Below are 16,007 nucleotides of genomic sequence, written 5' to 3'. Positions count from 1 at the left end.
CCTTTTTCAAGGGGTGGCGCGAATGACGGGACTCGAACCCGCGACCTCCGGCGTGACAGGCCGGCGCTCTAACCAACTGAGCTACATCCGCATATCCCTTCGCCGAAGCGAAAGTGCGACCCGCCCTGCGGCGAGGGGCGTCTGATATGTCGGGCGAAGACTCGTGTCAACGGCCATATCGAAGAAGCGTCAAATAGCCCGCCGGGCCTGGGTGATTTCATGTGGATGGAGCGGAGCGGCAGCGCCGCGCCGGTCCTTTCAGGCATTCGCCAAAGCCTTGGCGCGCAATCGATCGCCGTTAGCGGAAACAGCTCCAGTTGCGATCGTTTCTCAATGTGCTTCGGGGTGTTTGAAGCGCTGGCGACAGTGGGCTACAACCCGCTCGATTCAAGCCAAGGGCTGTCATGACCGCCTTCCTTCTCCAGTACCTGCCGATCGTGATCTTCCTAGGGATCGCGGCGGCCATCGGCATCGTCTTCATTCTGGCGGCCGCCGTGCTCGCGCCGAAGGCGCCGGACCCGGAAAAACTGTCCGCGTACGAATGCGGCTTCAACGCCTTCGACGACGCGCGCATGAAGTTCGACGTCCGGTTCTATCTGGTGTCGATCCTCTTCATCATCTTCGACCTGGAAGTCGCGTTCCTGTTCCCCTGGGCGGTCACGCTGATGAAGCTGCCGCACGACGTGGCCCAGTTCGCCTTCTGGTCGATGATGACCTTCCTGGGCGTGCTGACCGTCGGCTTTATCTACGAATGGAAGAAGGGCGCCCTCGAATGGGAGTGATCGTTCCCGCCAACTCGTCCTCGGTTCCGGCGCTGTCCGGCGGCCGTTCGACGGTCGAGGGTTATGACCCCAAGCTGCATGACCCGTTCTTCGACGGCGTCTCGCAACAGCTGGCCGACAAGGGTTTCATCACGGCTGCGGCCGACGACCTGATCACGTGGGCGCGCACCGGCTCGCTGATGTGGATGACGTTCGGCCTGGCGTGCTGCGCGGTCGAGATGATGCACTCGGCCATGCCGCGCTATGACCTGGAGCGCTTCGGCTTCGCGCCGCGCGCCAGCCCGCGTCAGTCGGACGTGATGATCGTCGCCGGCACCCTGACCAACAAGATGGCTCCGGCTCTGCGCAAGGTCTACGACCAGATGCCAGAGCCCCGCTACGTCATCTCGATGGGCAGCTGCGCCAATGGCGGCGGCTACTACTATTACAGCTACAGCGTCGTACGCGGCTGCGATCGCGTCGTGCCGATCGACATCTACGTGCCGGGCTGTCCGCCGACGGCCGAGGCTCTGGTCTACGGCGTGCTGCAGCTCCAGAAGAAGATCCGTCGCACGGGGACGATCGAGCGATGAGCCAAGACCTCGAGGCCCTGGGCCAGGACATCGTCGCCCGCGCGCCCGGCGTGCTGGGCCATTCGGTGGCGTTCGGCGAGCTGACGATCGTGGCCAAGGCCGCGACTGTGGTCGAGACCCTGACCTTCCTGCGCGACGACGCGGCCTGCCGCTTCCACCAACTGGTCGACCTGACGGGCGTGGACTATCCGGAGCGCGCCGCGCGCTTCGACGTCGTCTATCACCTGCTGTCAATGGTGAAGAACACGCGCATCCGCCTGAAGGTGATGACGGACGAGGACTCGCCGGTTCCCAGCGCCACGCCGGTGTTCCCGGTCGCCGACTGGTTCGAGCGCGAGGCGTTCGACATGTTCGGCATCTTCTTCGAAGGCCATCCGGACCTGCGCCGGATCCTGACCGACTATGGCTTCCACGGCCATCCGCTGCGGAAGGACTTCCCCATGACGGGTTATGTGGAAGTGCGCTACGACGACGAACTCAAGCGCGTCGTCTACGAACCCGTCAAGATCACCGAGTTCCGCGCTTTCGATTTCCTGTCTCCGTGGGAGGGCGCCAAGTACGCCCTGCCGGGCGACGAGAAGGCCGAGAAGCGGGCAGGGGACGCTTAAGTCATGACTGGCACGAACGCGCCCGCCGCGGCGACCGACTTCTTCCGTGACGAGGCCACGGTTCCGGCGATCCCGGAAACGCCCGTCCGCAAGTTCAACATCAACTTCGGCCCGCAGCACCCGGCCGCGCACGGCGTTCTGCGCCTGGTGCTGGAGCTGGACGGCGAAATCGTCGAACGCGTCGATCCGCACATCGGCCTGCTGCATCGCGGCACCGAGAAGCTGATGGAAGCGCGGACCTACCTGCAGAACATCCCGTACTTCGACCGCCTCGACTATGTGGCGCCGATGAACCAGGAGCATGCGCTCTGCCTGGCCATCGAGAAGCTGCTGGGCGTCGAGGTGCCCAAGCGCGGCCAGATCGTGCGCGTGCTGTTCTGCGAGATCGGCCGCATCCTCAATCACCTGCTGAACGTGACGACCCAGGCCATGGACGTCGGCGCTTTGACGCCGCCGCTCTGGGGCTTCGAGGAGCGCGAGAAGCTGATGGTGTTCTACGAGCGCGCCTGCGGCGCTCGCCTGCACGCCAACTATTTCCGTCCGGGCGGCGTCCACCAGGACCTGACCCCCAGCCTCATCGACGACATCGAGACCTGGGCGAAGGCGTTCCCCAAGATCTGCGACGACATCGAAGGCCTGATCACCGACAACCGCATCTTCAAGCAGCGCAACGTCGACATCGGCGTCGTGACCAAGGAAGACGCCTGGGCCTGGGGCTTCTCGGGCGTGATGGTGCGCGGTTCGGGCATCGCCTGGGACCTGCGCCGCAACCAGCCGTACGAGAACTACAACGAGTTCGAGTTCGACATCCCGCTGGGCAAGAACGGCGACTGTTACGACCGTTATCTCTGCCGCATGCAGGAGATGCGTGAGTCCACGAAGATCATCCTGCAGGCCGTCGCCATGCTGCGCGCCACGCCGGGACCGGTGCTGACCGAGGACAACAAGGTCAGCCCGCCGCGTCGCGCCGAGATGAAGCGCTCGATGGAAGCCCTGATCCATCACTTCAAGCTCTACACCGAAGGCTTCAAGACGCCGGAAGGCGAGGTCTACGCGGCGGTCGAGGCGCCCAAGGGCGAGTTCGGCGTCTACCTGGTCAGCAATGGCACGAACAAGCCGTACCGCTGCAAGATCAAGGCGCCGGGCTTCTCGCACCTGGCGGCCATGGACTGGATGAATCGCGGCCACCAGCTGGCCGACGTCTCGGCCATCCTGGGCTCGCTCGACATCGTGTTCGGCGAGGTCGACCGGTGAGCCTGGAAGCGATCGCCCAAGCTCAACTGGACGCCTACAACGCCCAGGACCTGGACGCGCACTGCGCCCACTTCGCAGACGACGTCGTCGTCGCGGGGCTGAACGGCGATGTGGCGCGCACGGGGCTCGACGCCTATCGCGCCTTCTACGCCAAGACCTTCGCCGAATTCCCCAGGAACCAGGCGAAGCTGCTGAACCGCATCGTGGTTGGTTCGAACGTGATCGACCATGAGCATGTCGACCGCGGCAACGGTGACGCGCCGTTCCAGGTCGCCGCCATCTACACCTTCAAGGGCGACAAGATCGTCCGCGTGGATTTCGCCCGATGAGTGTTCGTCGTCTCGCCAAGGAACAGCCGGCCAGCTTCGCCTTTTCCAAGGACAGCCAGGCCAAGGCCGACTGGTGGAAAGCCAAGTATCCCGCCGCCCGCAAGCAGTCGGCGGTGATCCCGATGCTGTGGCTGGCCCAGAAGCAGGAAGGCTGGATTTCCGAGCCGGCGATCCAGGAGATCGCCAAGCAGCTTGAGATGCCGGTCATCCGCGTGCTGGAAGTGGCCACCTTCTACGTGATGTTCCAGCTGCAACCCGTCGGCAAGGTCGCCTTCGTGCAGCTGTGCGGCACCACGCCGTGCCAGCTGCGCGGCGCGCTGGACCTGAAGGCCGTGCTGAAGGCCAAGATCGGCGACGCCAACCACGTCTCGGCCGACGGCAAGTTCAGCTGGGAAGAGGTCGAATGCCTGGGCGCGTGCTGCAACGCGCCGATGGCCGCGATCAATGATTACTATTACGAGGACCTGACGCCGGAGAGCCTGGCCCAGATCTTGGACGACTTCGCGGCCGGCAAGGACCCGAAGCCTGGCAGCTACGACGGCCGCGGCGCCTCGGAGCCGAAGGGCGCGATCCACACCCTGACCGACCCGAAGCTGTACGACGGTTCGTACGCCAAGAAGATCAAGATCCCGAACCTGCCCGAGAAGCCGAAGGCTTCCAAGGCGAAGTCGGAGCCGACCGCCTAACATGACCGCCGACGCCGCCCTGCAGAAGAAGCGCCTGACCGCGATGCTTGTCATCAACGCGGTCTGCTTCGTGCTGGCTGGCGTCGCGATCTATGGCGCGGTGTCGCTGCGGATCGACTGGCTTCGGCTGGTCTTCCTGGGCGCCATCGTCGCGGGCCTGGGCTCGCACGTCTGGTTCATCCTGGGCTGGATGCGCGGATCCAAGGGAGAGGGGGCTTCGTCATGATCGACGACAGCGAACTCAACCTCCGCCGCGCGGCCTACGCCGACACCATCCGGGGCCTCCATCGCCGTGAACGCGGCGTTGGCTTCGTGGCCTGCCTGCTGGGCGCGATCCTGCTGATCTGGGGTCGCACGGTGCAAGGCGCGCCGTTCTGGACGGTCGTCGCCGGTCTCGTCGCGATTGGCGCCGGCTGGCTACTTTTCGCCTATGTCATCATTCGTCGGACGCGCTATGTGCGCGCCCATCCATTCGATCCGCAAAGCTGAGTCATGGTCGGTATCCTCGAAGACAAGGACCGCATCTTCACGAACCTCTACGGTCTCCACGATTGGGGCCTCGAGGGCGCGAAGAAGCGCGGCTGCTGGAATGGCACCAAGGACATCCTGGACGCCGGGCGCGACTGGATCATCGACAACATGAAGAACTCCGGCCTGCGCGGCCGGGGCGGGGCGGGCTTCGGCACCGGCCTGAAGTGGTCGTTCATGCCCAAGGAAGTGAAGGACGGTCGTCCGCACTACCTGGTCGTCAACGCCGACGAATCCGAGCCGGGCACCTGCAAGGATCGGGAGATCATGCGGCATGATCCGCACCTCCTGATCGAAGGCTGCCTAATCGCCTCGCGCGCCATGCTGGCCCACGCCTGCTACATCTACATCCGCGGCGAATACGTCCGTGAGCGCGAAGTGCTGGAAGAAGCCATCAAGCAGGCCTACGAGGCCAAGCTGATCGGCAAGAACAACGTCCACGGCTGGGACTTCGACCTCTACGTTCACCACGGCGCAGGCGCCTATATCTGCGGCGAAGAGACGGCCCTGCTGGAAAGCCTGGAAGGCAAGAAGGGCCAGCCGCGCCTGAAGCCGCCGTTCCCGGCCGGCGCCGGCCTCTACGGCATGCCGACCACGGTCAACAACGTCGAGAGCATCGCCGTCGCAGGCACCATCCTGCGTCGCGGCGCCGCCTGGTTCGCCGGCTTTGGCCGTCCGAACAACGCCGGCACCAAGCTCTTCTGCGTCTCGGGCCACGTGAACCTGCCCTGTAACGTCGAAGAAGCCATGAGCATCCCCTTCCGTCAGCTGATGGAAGACCACTGCGGCGGCATCCGCGGCGGCTGGGGCAACCTGAAGGCCGTCATTCCGGGCGGTTCGTCGGTGCCGATGATCCCGGCCGAGCAGTGCGAAGACCTGCCGATGGACTTCGACGCCCTGCGGAACCTGAAGTCGGGTCTCGGCACGGCCGCCGTCATCGTCATGGACAAGTCGACCGACCTGGTTCGCGCGATCGCCCGCCTCTCGTACTTCTACAAGCACGAGAGCTGCGGCCAGTGCACGCCCTGCCGCGAAGGCACGGGCTGGATGTGGCGCGTCATGGAGCGCATGGCCACCGGCGAGGCCGATCCGAAGGAGATCGACACCCTCCTGGACGTCACGACCCAGGTCGAGGGTCACACCATCTGCGCCCTGGGCGACGCGGCCGCCTGGCCGATCCAGGGCCTGTTCCGCCACTTCCGCCACGAGGTGGAGGAGCGGATCGCTTCCTATCGTAGCGGTCGCCTGCACGTGCAGGGCGCCAAGCTGATCGCGGCGGAGTAACGAATTATGGCTATCGCCAAGGTCAACGGCGTCGAGGTCGAGTTCGAGCCCGGCATGACGGTTCTGCAGGTCGCGGAACTGGCCGGGGAAGAAATCCCGCGCTTCTGCTATCACGAGCGCCTGTCCATCGCCGGCAACTGCCGCATGTGCCTGGTCGAGGTGAAGCCCGGCCCGCCGAAGCCGCAGGCCTCGTGCGCCCTGCCGGCCGCCGAGGGCCAGGAGATCTTCACCAAGACCCCGATGGTCAAGAAGGCCCGCGAAGGGGTGATGGAGTTCCTGCTCATCAACCATCCGCTGGACTGCCCGATCTGCGACCAGGGGGGCGAGTGCGACCTGCAGGACCAGGCCGTCGGCTACGGCCGCGACGACAGTCGCTATGACGAGAACAAGCGCGCGGTCGAAGAAAAGGCCATGGGCCCGCTCATCAAGACCGTGATGACGCGCTGCATTCAGTGCACGCGCTGCGTCCGTTTCATCACCGAAGTCGCCGGCTCGCCGGAGATCGGCCTGATCTCGCGCGGCGAAGACGTTGAAATCACGACCTATCTGGGCGCGGCGGTGACCTCGGAGCTCAGCGCCAACGTCATCGACCTGTGCCCGGTCGGCGCCCTGACCTCCAAGCCCTACGCCTTCGAAGCCCGTCCGTGGGAACTGAAGAAGACCGAGAGCATCGACGTCATGGACGCGCTCGGCTCGTGGATCCGCGTCGACGCCCGCGGCTCGGCCGTGCTTCGCGTGCTGCCGCGCAACAACGACGACGTCAACGAGGAGTGGATTTCCGACAAGACGCGCTACGCGGTCGACGGCCTGGGCCGTCAGCGCCTGGACCGTCCGTACGTCCGCGTCGGCGGCAGCCTGAAGCCGGCCACCTGGGCCGAAGCCTTCGCCGCCATCGCCGCCAAGATCAAGACGACCGCGCCCGAGCGCATCGGTGTCATCGCCGGCGACCTGCAGGACGCCGAGAGCCTGAAGGCGACCAAGGACCTCTTCACCGCCCTGGGCGTGAAGAACCTCGACAGCCGCCAGGACGGCGCCGCCCTGGGCGCTGGCCCGCGCGAGAGCTGGCTGTTCAACTCGACCATCGCCGGCATCGAGAACGCCGATGTCGTGCTGTTCGTCGGGGCCAATCCGCGGATCGAGGCCCCGGTCCTGAACGCCCGCTTCCGCAAGCAGTGGGTCGCCGGCAAGACCCGCTTCGGCGTCATCGGCGAGCAGGCCGACCTGACGTTCGACTACGACTACCTCGGCGCCGGCGCCAAGACCCTCGCCGGCCTGGCCAAGAGCAAGAGCGACTTCGTCGCCGCCCTGAAGGCCGCCGAGCGTCCCGCCATCATCATCGGCCAGGGCGCTCTGGCCCGCGCCGACGGCGCGGCCATCCTCAAGGCCGCCGCAGGCCTCGCCAAGACCGTCAAGGTCGTGCGCGAAGGCTGGAACGGCTGGAACGTCCTGCACACCGCCGCCGCGCGCGTGGCCGGCCTCGACATGGGCTTCGTCCCGGCCGAGGGTGGTCTGGCCACGGCCGACATGCTGAAGCCGGGCGCCTTGGACGTGCTCTTCCTGCTGGGCGCCGACGAGTGCGAGACCGCCGCCTCGGACGCCTTCAAGATCTATCTCGGCACGCACGGCGACAACGGGGCCCACAAGGCCGACGTGATCCTGCCGGGCGCGGCCTACACCGAGAAGAACGGCCTCTACGTGAACCTGGAAGGCCGGGTCCAGATGGGCCGTCGCGCGGTGTTCCCGAAGGGCGAGGCCAAGGAAGACTGGTCGATCCTGCGCGCCCTGTCGGAAGTGCTGGGGCACAAGCTGCCCTACGACAGCCTGGACCAGCTGCGCGCCAAGCTGTTCGCCGACCACCCGACCTTCGGCCAGATCGACTACGCGCCGGGCTCGGTCGCCGTGTCGTTCGATGTCGGCGCGCTCGGCGCTGACGGCGAGGTCTCGGACGCGCCGTTCGAGAGCCCGATCAAGGCTTTCCACCTGACCAACCCCGTCGCGCGCGCCAGCGTGACCATGGCCGAATGCGCGGCCGTGGCGTCCGGCGCCGCCAAGATCGCCGCGGAGTAAATCGTGGGCTCGACTTCTCCGCTTCTCTGGTTTGGCCTGACGACTGGCGGCATCCTGCTGGTCGTGATCTGGGTCCTGCTGAGCCTGGCCTTCCTGCTGCTGGCCGACCGCAAGATCTGGGCCGGCGTCCAGATGCGCAAGGGCCCCAATGTCGTGGGCCCGTTCGGCCTGCTGCAGTCCTTCGCCGACTTCTTCAAGTTCGTGCTGAAGGAGATCGTGATCCCGGCCGGCGCCGACAAGATCATCTTCATCCTGGCGCCGCTGATCAGCCTGGTCCTGGGCTTCGTCGGCTGGGCCGTGGTGCCGTTCGCGCCGGGCTGGGTCGTCTCCAACCTCAATGTCGGCATTCTCTACCTGCTGGCGATGAGCTCGCTGGGCGTCTACGGCATCATCATGGGCGGCTGGGCTTCGAACTCGAAGTATCCGTTCCTGGGCGCGCTGCGTTCGGCGGCCCAGATGGTGTCGTATGAAGTCTCGATCGGCCTGATCATCATCACGGTGATCCTGCTGGCCGGTTCGATGAACCTGTCGACCATCGTCGAGAAACAGTCGGGCTGGTTCTGGAACTGGAACGTCTTCGGCGGCGGCCTGAAGAACATCGTCCTCGTGCCGATCATGGTCGTCTCGATGGGCATGTTCTACATTTCGGCCCTGGCCGAGACGAACCGTCCGCCGTTCGACCTGCCGGAGGCCGAATCCGAACTCGTGGCCGGTTACCAGGTCGAGTACAGCTCGACGCCGTACCTGCTGTTCATGGTGGCCGAGTATTCGAACATCGTCCTGATGTGCGCCATGATCAGCGTGCTGTTCTTCGGCGGCTGGAATCCCGGCTTCCCGACCGACTTCCTGAAGGGCTGGGGCTGGTGGGGCAATCTGTTCCTGGCCTTGGTGTTCTACGCCAAGATCTGCTTCTGGTTCTTCATGATCGCCATGGCGAAGGCCATCGTGCCGCGCTACCGCTACGACCAGCTGATGCGCCTGGGTTGGAAGGTGTTCCTGCCGACCTCGCTGGTGCTGGTGGCTGCGGTCGCCGCCTGGCGCGTGTTCGGTCCGGGGGCCTGATGCGTCGCGCCGCGCTTCTTGCTGTAGGCCTTTCCGGCCTGACCCTGACGGCCTGTGCGGGCGTCGCGGCGACGGATCGGTCCTATTCGCTGGGCGACGGGGTGGTCAGCTATGACGACCTCCGCCGCGAAGGCGACAAGTGCAAGGCCTCGGGCGGCGTTATCCAGGCGAAGCAGGACGGGGGCGACCCCGCTCAGCTGTCGAACTACACCTGCGTGATCCCGCGCGGGGCGAAATAGGGGCGTCACGCCCAAAGTCGAGACGGGGAGGGGCCAACGCGCCTCCTCGGTATAGGTTTTAGGAGAGCTCTGGTGTTCCAGCGCATCACTCAAGCGGCTAAGGGCGCGGCCCTTCTGGACTTCGCCGGCGCGTTCGGCCTGGCCATGAAGTACATGCTCGCGCCGAAGAAGACGGTGATCTACCCGAACGAGCGTGGCCCGCAGTCGCCGCGCTTCCGGGGCGAGCACGCCCTGCGTCGGTACCCGTCAGGCGAGGAGCGCTGCATCGCGTGCAAGCTCTGCGAAGCCATCTGCCCAGCTCAGGCGATCACCATCGAGGCCGAACCGCGCGAGGACGGCAGCCGCCGCACGACCCGCTACGACATCGACATGGTCAAATGCATCTACTGCGGCCTGTGCCAGGAGGCCTGCCCGGTGGACGCCATCGTGGAAGGCCCGAACATCGAGTTCGCGACCGAGACCCGCGAGGAACTCTACTACGACAAGGAACGGCTTCTCGATAATGGCGACCGCTGGGAGCGCCTGATCGCGAAGAATCTGGAGTTGGACGCGCCCTACCGCTAAAGACGGGCGCGAATCCGAAGCAGGCGTTGCGCCGCAAGGCGTCGCGTCATCGAACGTAAGATTTCAGGGGAGCCCTGGGCCAATGCCCTTGCAGGCGATCGCTTTCTATCTGCTGGCTTTCGTGACCATCGCGGCGGGTCTTCTCGTCGTGTCGGCGCGAAATCCCGTGCACTCGGTGCTCTTCCTGATCACCGCCTTCTTCTCGGCCGCCGGCCTCTTCGTCCTGCTGGGCGCGGAGTTCCTGGCGATGCTGCTGGTCGTTGTCTATGTCGGCGCGGTCGCGGTGCTGTTCCTGTTCGTCGTCATGATGCTGGACGTGGACTTCGCCGAGCTCCGGCAGGGCTTCGTGCAGTACCTGCCGTTCGGCGGGGCGATCGCCTTGGTCATCGCCACCGAGATGGTGATGGTCGTGGCCGCGGTCGCCACCAACGGCGCGGCGTCGCGGAACGCGCTGCCGAACGCCTCGCCGGGCGGCGTTCCCAACACCGAGGCGATCGGTCGCGTGCTCTACACCGACTACGTCTTCTTCTTCCAGCTGGCCGGCCTGGTGCTGCTGGTCGCCATGATCGGCGCCATCGTCCTGACCCTGCGCCACAAGCCGGGCGTCAAGCGCCAGGACATCGGCAAGCAAGTCGCCCGTACGCCGAAGACCGGCATGGAACTGGTCCAGATCAAGCCGGGTGAGGGGATCTCCGAATGATCGGCCTGTCGCACTATCTCGTCGTCGCCGCGATCCTGTTCACGATCGGCGTGTTCGGCATCTTCGTGAACCGCAAGAACGTCATCGTCATCCTGATGTCGATCGAACTTATCCTTCTCGCGGTGAACATCAATCTCGTGGCGTTCTCGTCCTTCCTGCACGATGTGGCGGGGCAGATCTTCGCCATGTTCGTGCTGACCGTCGCCGCCGCCGAGGCGGCCGTGGGTCTGGCGATCCTCGTCACCTTCTTCCGAAACCGCGGCGACATCGCGGTTGACGACGCCAGCATGATGAAGGGCTAAGCGACGTCATGCAGACGCTTGTCACCATTCTCGTTTTCGCGCCGATCATCGCCGCGGCCATCGCCGGCCTGTTCGGCCGCCGCATCGGCGACGTGGCCTCGCAGTCGGTCACCACCGGCGCGCTGATCCTGTCCTGCGCGCTGTCCTGGTACACGTTCAGCCAGTGGACCTGGGGGCACATGGAGGCCTTCACCGTCCATCTGCTGCCGTTCATTCACATCGGCGACTTCCAGGCCGACTGGTCGATCCGCATCGACGCCCTGTCGGCGACCATGCTGATCGTGGTCACGACGGTCTCGGCCCTCGTACACATCTATTCCTGGGGCTACATGGCCGAGGACGACAGCAAGCCGCGCTTCTTCGCGTACCTGTCGCTGTTCACCTTCGCCATGCTGTCGCTGGTCACCGCCGCCGACTTCATGCAGCTGTTCTTCGGCTGGGAAGGCGTGGGCCTGGCCTCGTACCTGCTGATCGGCTTCTGGTTCAAGAAACCCTCGGCCAGCGCCGCGGCGATCAAGGCGTTCGTGGTCAACCGGGTTGGCGACTTCGGTTTCGCCCTCGGGATCATGACCACCTTCTGGGCGTTCGGCACCATCCAGTTCGCCGAGCTGTTCCCGATGATCGCCAGCCACGCCGGCAAGACCTGGGAATTCGCCGGCCACACCTGGCCGCTGATGGATATCGCCTGCTTCCTGCTGTTCATCGGCGCGATGGGCAAGTCGGCGCAGTTCTTCCTGCACACCTGGCTGCCGGACGCCATGGAGGGCCCGACCCCGGTCTCGGCCCTGATCCACGCGGCGACCATGGTGACCGCCGGCGTCTACATGCTGTGCCTGCTGTCGCCGATGTTCGAATACGCCCCGGTGGCCAAGAACATCGTCACGGTGATCGGCGCGGTCACGGCCCTGTTCGCCGCCACGGTCGGTCTGACCCAGAACGACATCAAGCGCGTGATCGCCTATTCGACCTGTTCGCAGCTCGGCTACATGTTCTTCGCCGCCGGCGTCGGCGCCTACCAGGCGGCCATGTTCCACCTGTTCACCCACGCCTTCTTCAAGGCGCTGCTGTTCCTGGGCGCCGGCTCGGTGATCCACGGCATGCACCACGAGCAGGACATGCGCCGTTACGGCGCCCTGGCCAAGCTGCTGCCGGTGACCTTCATCGCCATGACGATCGGCACCATCGCCATCACCGGACTGGGCCTGCCGCCGCTGCACCTGGGCTTCGCCGGCTTCTATTCTAAGGACACCATCATCGAAGCGGCGTTCGCCGCGGGCGGCCAGAACGGCATCGCCATGTTCGCCTGGGTGATCGGCGTGCTCGTCGCGGGCCTGACCTCGTTCTACTCGTGGCGCCTGGCCTTCTTCACCTTCAACGGCAAGGCGCGCTGGGGTCATGACGACCATCACGCCCACGGTGACGCCCACGCCGCCCATGGTCACGACGCTCATGCGCACGGGGCGCATGATGACCACGCGCACGACGATCACGGCCATGGTCACGACCACAAGCCGCACGAAAGCCCGTGGGTAATGCTGTTCCCGCTGGTGGTGCTGTCGCTGGGCGCGATCTTCGCCGGCTTCGTGTTCACCGACTACTTCGTCGGTCACCACCAGGAAGAGTTCTGGCGCGGCGCGATCTACAACGCCCCGACCAACCATGTCCTCCACCAGGCGCACGAAGTGGCCGAGTGGGTGAAGTGGAGCCCGCTGATCGCCTCGATCGTCGGCCTGCTGGTCGCGGTTTACGTCTACCTCATCAAGGGCAACGAGCGGTTGGGTCTGAAGCTGGCCGAGCGCAAGGGCCCACTTTACGTCTTCTTCTACAACAAGTGGTTCTTCGACGAACTCTACGACGCCACCTTCGTGCGCTTCGCCAAGTTCCTCGGCGACCTGTTCTGGAAGGGCGGCGACCAGAAGATCATCGACGGCCTCGGCCCGGACGGCGTCAGCAAACTCTCCTATGAGGTGGGTAGGCGCACCGGCAAGCTGCAGACCGGCTATCTCTATCACTACGCGTTTGTCATGCTGCTCGGCGTCGCCGGCCTGCTGACCTTCGCCCTGTACGCCTTCCGTTGAGGGGGACGGAGCTCATGAGCGGCCTTCTCAGCCTTACGACCTTCGCGCCGATCATCGGTGTCGCGGTGATCCTCGCCGCGCGCGCCTTCAGCGGCGCGAGCGAAAAGACCGACACCCTGGCCAAGTGGATCGCGCTCGTGACCACGCTGGTCACGTTTGGCCTGTCGATCGTCCTGACCCTGCAGTTCGACCCGAAGAACCCGGGGTTCCAGTTCGTGGAAGACTTCGCGTGGTTCGCGGGCCTCCACTATCGCATGGGTGTCGACGGCATCTCGGTGCTGTTCGTCCTCTTGACCGCGTTCCTGCTGCCGATCTGCATTATCGCCAGCTGGAAGTCGGTCGAGAAGCGCGTCGTCGAATATCTGATCGCCTTCCTGGTCCTGGAGACCCTGGTGATCGGCGTGTTCTGCGCGCTCGACCTGATCCTGTTCTATCTCTACTTCGAATTCAGCCTGGTCCCGATGTTCCTGATCATCGGCATCTGGGGCGGCAAGCGTCGGATCTACGCGGCCTACAAGTTCTTCCTCTACACGCTGCTGGGTTCGATCCTGATGCTGGCCGCCATCCTGGCCATGATCAATATCGCCGGCACCTCGTCGATACCGGCGCTGATGACCTTCAAGTTCGCGCCGTGGCTGCAGACCTGGCTGTGGCTGGCCTTCTTCGCCTCGTTCGCGGTGAAGATGCCGATGTGGCCGGTGCACACCTGGCTGCCCGACGCCCACGTGGAAGCCCCGACGGCCGGTTCGGTCATCCTGGCTGGCATCCTGCTGAAGCTCGGCGGCTACGGCTTCATGCGCTTCAGCCTGCCGATGTTCCCCAACGCCTCGGAGATGTTCCAGCCGCTGGTGTTCGCGATGTCGGCCATCGCCATCGTCTACACCTCGCTGGTCGCCTTCCGTCAGACCGACATCAAGAAGCTGATCGCCTATTCGTCGATCGCCCACATGGGCTTCGTGACCATGGGCATCTTCTCGGGCAATGCGGCGGGCGAGCAGGGGGCCCTGTTCCAGATGCTGAGCCACGGGGTGATCTCCGGTGCGCTCTTCCTCTGCGTCGGCGTCGTCTACGACCGCATGCACACCCGCGAGATCGCCTTCTACGGCGGCCTGACCAACCGGATGCCGCACTACGCTTTCGTGTTCCTGCTGTTCACCATGGGCAATGTCGGCCTGCCGGGCACCTCGGGCTTCGTCGGTGAAATCCTGACCATGACCGGCGTCTACAAGGCCTCGACCTGGACGGCGATCGTGGCGGCGACCGGCGTGATCCTGTCGGCCATGTACGCCCTCACCCTGTACCGCCGGGTGATGTACGGCGAGATCACCAATCCCGAGCTGAAGACCATCACCGATCTGGACGCGCGCGAGATCGTGCTGTTCGTGCCGCTGATCGCGATGACCCTGCTGCTGGGCGTCTATCCCAATCTCGTGTTCAACCTGACCGCGACGTCCGTCGACGCGCTCGTCGGCGCCTGGCGCGCCGCCGTGGGCGGGTGAGGAGCCTATGACCTTTTCCGCCCACTTCACGCTCGTCCTGCCTGAGATCGTTCTCGCGATCGCGGCGCTCGTCCTGCTGGTCGCCGGCGCCTTCCGGGGCAAGGTCGGGGCCATCTTCACCCTGGCCGCCGTCGCGGCGCTGATCGCGGCCGCCGCCACGGCCGTCCTCGGGCCGCATGGTCGCGCCTTCGGCGGCGTTTACGCGGCCGACGCCGCGGCGACCTACGCCAAGGTGGCCATCTATCTCTCCAGCGCCATCGCCGTGGTGCTAGGCGACCGCTGGCTGGCCCAGCGCGGCGACCAGAAGTTCGAATACGCCGTCCTGGTGATCCTGGCCGCCCTCGGCATGGGCGTCACGGCCTCGGCCGGCGACCTGATCAGCCTCTATGTCGGCGTCGAGCTGCAGTCCCTGGCCCTGTACGTGCTGGCCGCCATGCGCCGCGACGACGCCAAGTCGTCGGAAGCGGGCCTGAAGTACTTCGTGCTGGGCGCGCTGTCGTCGGGCCTGCTGCTCTACGGCAGCTCGCTGATCTACGGCTTCACCGGCTCGACCCACTTCAGCCAGATCGCCCTGGCCGCCGCCCACGGCGGCGCGCACGGCACGGGCCTGCTGTTCGGCCTGGTGTTCCTGATCTGCGGCCTGGCCTTCAAGGTCTCGGCGGCGCCGTTCCACATGTGGACCCCTGACGTCTATGAAGGCGCCCCGACCCCGGTCGTCGGCTTCTTCGCCGCCGCGCCGAAGCTGGCCGCCATGATGATGTTCGCCCGCGTGCTGGGCGACGCCTTCCCGGCCGCCGGCGACCAATGGCGCCAGATCCTGGTGATCGCGGCCCTGCTGTCGATCTTCGTCGGCGCCTTCGCGGGTCTGGCCCAGACCAATCTGAAGCGCCTGTGGGCCTATTCCTCGATCGCCAATGTCGGCTACGCCCTGCTGGGCGTCGCGGCGGGCGGCGAGGTCGGCCTGCATGCGATGCTGGTCTTCATGGTGCTCTACATGGTCGACGTCACCGGCTTCTTCGCCTGCTTGCAGGCGCTGAACCGCGGCGGCAAGCCGATGGAGACGATCGAGGACATGGCCGGTCTCATCAAGGAACGTCCGGGCGTCGCCCTGGCCATGACGGCGTTCTCGCTGTCGGCCCTGGGTCTGCCGCCCTTCTCGGGCTTCTGGTCAAAGTACTATGTGTTCAAGGCCGCCCTGGGCGCGGGCGACGTGGTCCTGCAATGGGCCGCCGTGCTGGGCCTGGTCGGTTCGGTCGTCGCGGCTTTCTATTATCTGCGCCTGATCAAATCGATGTGGTTCGACGCACCGGCCGGCTCGGTCGACGCGCCGTCGCCTTCGGCTCAAGCCGTCGGCATCGCGGCCGCGCTCTTCTCGTTCCCGATCGTGCTCGTGGCCCTGGTCTGGCTGGATCCCGCCGCCAAGGCCGCCGCGGCGGCCTTTGGTCACGCGTGA

The 16,007-nt window shown here is 65.6% G+C and carries 18 protein-coding genes and 1 tRNA gene; 18 read left to right on the top strand and 1 reads right to left on the bottom strand.

From position 1 onward, the window contains the following. Nucleotides 1-14: 14 nt before the first annotated feature. Nucleotides 15-91, bottom strand: a tRNA-Asp gene (locus tag EIK80_RS18960). A gap of 313 nt (nucleotides 92-404) precedes the next feature. Between EIK80_RS18960 and EIK80_RS18955 the strand changes: the two genes are divergently transcribed. The 18 genes from EIK80_RS18955 to nuoN all read left to right on the top strand — a co-directional run bounded on the left by EIK80_RS18955 (nucleotide 405) and on the right by nuoN (nucleotide 16,007). After that, nucleotides 405-782, top strand: a complete 378-nt coding sequence (locus EIK80_RS18955) for an NADH-quinone oxidoreductase subunit A (RefSeq protein ID WP_125158569.1) — start codon at nucleotides 405-407, stop codon at nucleotides 780-782. Next, on the top strand, nucleotides 752-1,354 hold the full coding sequence (locus EIK80_RS18950) for an NADH-quinone oxidoreductase subunit B family protein (protein WP_125158568.1): 603 nt from the start codon (nucleotides 752-754) through the stop codon (nucleotides 1,352-1,354). The genes EIK80_RS18955 and EIK80_RS18950 overlap by 31 nt, the downstream gene beginning before the upstream one ends. Then, a complete protein-coding gene (locus EIK80_RS18945) occupies nucleotides 1,351-1,962 on the top strand; it encodes an NADH-quinone oxidoreductase subunit C (RefSeq protein WP_125158567.1) in 612 nt (203 codons plus the stop codon). The genes EIK80_RS18950 and EIK80_RS18945 overlap by 4 nt, the downstream gene beginning before the upstream one ends. Nucleotides 1,963-1,965: 3 nt before the next feature. Continuing rightward, nucleotides 1,966-3,216, top strand: coding sequence for an NADH-quinone oxidoreductase subunit D (locus tag EIK80_RS18940; protein WP_125158566.1), 1,251 nt, complete (start codon nucleotides 1,966-1,968; stop codon nucleotides 3,214-3,216). Next, nucleotides 3,213-3,545, top strand: coding sequence for a nuclear transport factor 2 family protein (locus tag EIK80_RS18935; protein WP_125158565.1), 333 nt, complete (start codon nucleotides 3,213-3,215; stop codon nucleotides 3,543-3,545). The genes EIK80_RS18940 and EIK80_RS18935 overlap by 4 nt, the downstream gene beginning before the upstream one ends. Continuing rightward, nucleotides 3,542-4,231 carry an NADH-quinone oxidoreductase subunit NuoE gene (gene nuoE, locus EIK80_RS18930; RefSeq protein ID WP_125158564.1) on the top strand — a complete coding sequence of 230 codons (690 nt, stop codon included), beginning with the start codon at nucleotides 3,542-3,544 and terminating at the stop codon, nucleotides 4,229-4,231. Before EIK80_RS18935 ends, nuoE begins: the two co-directional genes overlap by 4 nt. A gap of 1 nt (nucleotide 4,232) precedes the next feature. Then, on the top strand, nucleotides 4,233-4,457 hold the full coding sequence (locus EIK80_RS18925) for a hypothetical protein (RefSeq protein WP_125158563.1): 225 nt from the start codon (nucleotides 4,233-4,235) through the stop codon (nucleotides 4,455-4,457). After that, on the top strand, nucleotides 4,454-4,720 hold the full coding sequence (locus EIK80_RS18920) for a hypothetical protein (protein ID WP_125158562.1): 267 nt from the start codon (nucleotides 4,454-4,456) through the stop codon (nucleotides 4,718-4,720). The genes EIK80_RS18925 and EIK80_RS18920 overlap by 4 nt, the downstream gene beginning before the upstream one ends. A gap of 3 nt (nucleotides 4,721-4,723) precedes the next feature. After that, entirely contained in the window at nucleotides 4,724-6,043 is a 1,320-nt protein-coding gene (gene nuoF, locus EIK80_RS18915; RefSeq protein ID WP_125158561.1) for an NADH-quinone oxidoreductase subunit NuoF, read from the top strand. A 6-nt stretch (nucleotides 6,044-6,049) separates the two neighbouring features. Next, nucleotides 6,050-8,110 (top strand): NADH-quinone oxidoreductase subunit NuoG, encoded by a 2,061-nt coding sequence (nuoG, locus tag EIK80_RS18910; RefSeq protein ID WP_125158560.1) that lies wholly within the window; start codon nucleotides 6,050-6,052, stop codon nucleotides 8,108-8,110. A gap of 3 nt (nucleotides 8,111-8,113) precedes the next feature. Further along, nucleotides 8,114-9,172: an NADH-quinone oxidoreductase subunit NuoH gene (nuoH, locus tag EIK80_RS18905; protein WP_233586884.1), complete on the top strand. Its 1,059-nt coding sequence runs from the start codon at nucleotides 8,114-8,116 to the stop codon at nucleotides 9,170-9,172. Then, nucleotides 9,172-9,411, top strand: coding sequence for a hypothetical protein (locus EIK80_RS18900; protein ID WP_125158558.1), 240 nt, complete (start codon nucleotides 9,172-9,174; stop codon nucleotides 9,409-9,411). The genes nuoH and EIK80_RS18900 overlap by 1 nt, the downstream gene beginning before the upstream one ends. Before the next feature lie 72 nt (nucleotides 9,412-9,483). Then, nucleotides 9,484-9,975 carry an NADH-quinone oxidoreductase subunit NuoI gene (gene nuoI / locus EIK80_RS18895; RefSeq protein WP_125158557.1) on the top strand — a complete coding sequence of 164 codons (492 nt, stop codon included), beginning with the start codon at nucleotides 9,484-9,486 and terminating at the stop codon, nucleotides 9,973-9,975. Between the two features lie 82 nt (nucleotides 9,976-10,057). Beyond that, nucleotides 10,058-10,675, top strand: a complete 618-nt coding sequence (locus EIK80_RS18890; RefSeq protein ID WP_125158556.1) for an NADH-quinone oxidoreductase subunit J — start codon at nucleotides 10,058-10,060, stop codon at nucleotides 10,673-10,675. Continuing rightward, entirely contained in the window at nucleotides 10,672-10,977 is a 306-nt protein-coding gene (nuoK, locus tag EIK80_RS18885; protein ID WP_099577602.1) for an NADH-quinone oxidoreductase subunit NuoK, read from the top strand. Before EIK80_RS18890 ends, nuoK begins: the two co-directional genes overlap by 4 nt. A gap of 8 nt (nucleotides 10,978-10,985) precedes the next feature. Then, nucleotides 10,986-13,055 (top strand): NADH-quinone oxidoreductase subunit L, encoded by a 2,070-nt coding sequence (gene nuoL, locus EIK80_RS18880; protein ID WP_125158555.1) that lies wholly within the window; start codon nucleotides 10,986-10,988, stop codon nucleotides 13,053-13,055. Further along, nucleotides 13,052-14,554, top strand: a complete 1,503-nt coding sequence (locus tag EIK80_RS18875) for an NADH-quinone oxidoreductase subunit M (RefSeq protein WP_199743540.1) — start codon at nucleotides 13,052-13,054, stop codon at nucleotides 14,552-14,554. The genes nuoL and EIK80_RS18875 overlap by 4 nt, the downstream gene beginning before the upstream one ends. Nucleotides 14,555-14,561: 7 nt before the next feature. Beyond that, nucleotides 14,562-16,007, top strand: a complete 1,446-nt coding sequence (gene nuoN / locus EIK80_RS18870) for an NADH-quinone oxidoreductase subunit NuoN (RefSeq protein WP_125158553.1) — start codon at nucleotides 14,562-14,564, stop codon at nucleotides 16,005-16,007.

It is taken from the genome of Caulobacter sp. 602-1 (genome assembly GCF_003931565.1).
Lineage (GTDB): Bacteria > Pseudomonadota > Alphaproteobacteria > Caulobacterales > Caulobacteraceae > Caulobacter.
Note: the sequence above shows the minus strand (reverse complement) of the source record. Positions and strands in the feature narration are given on the sequence as shown.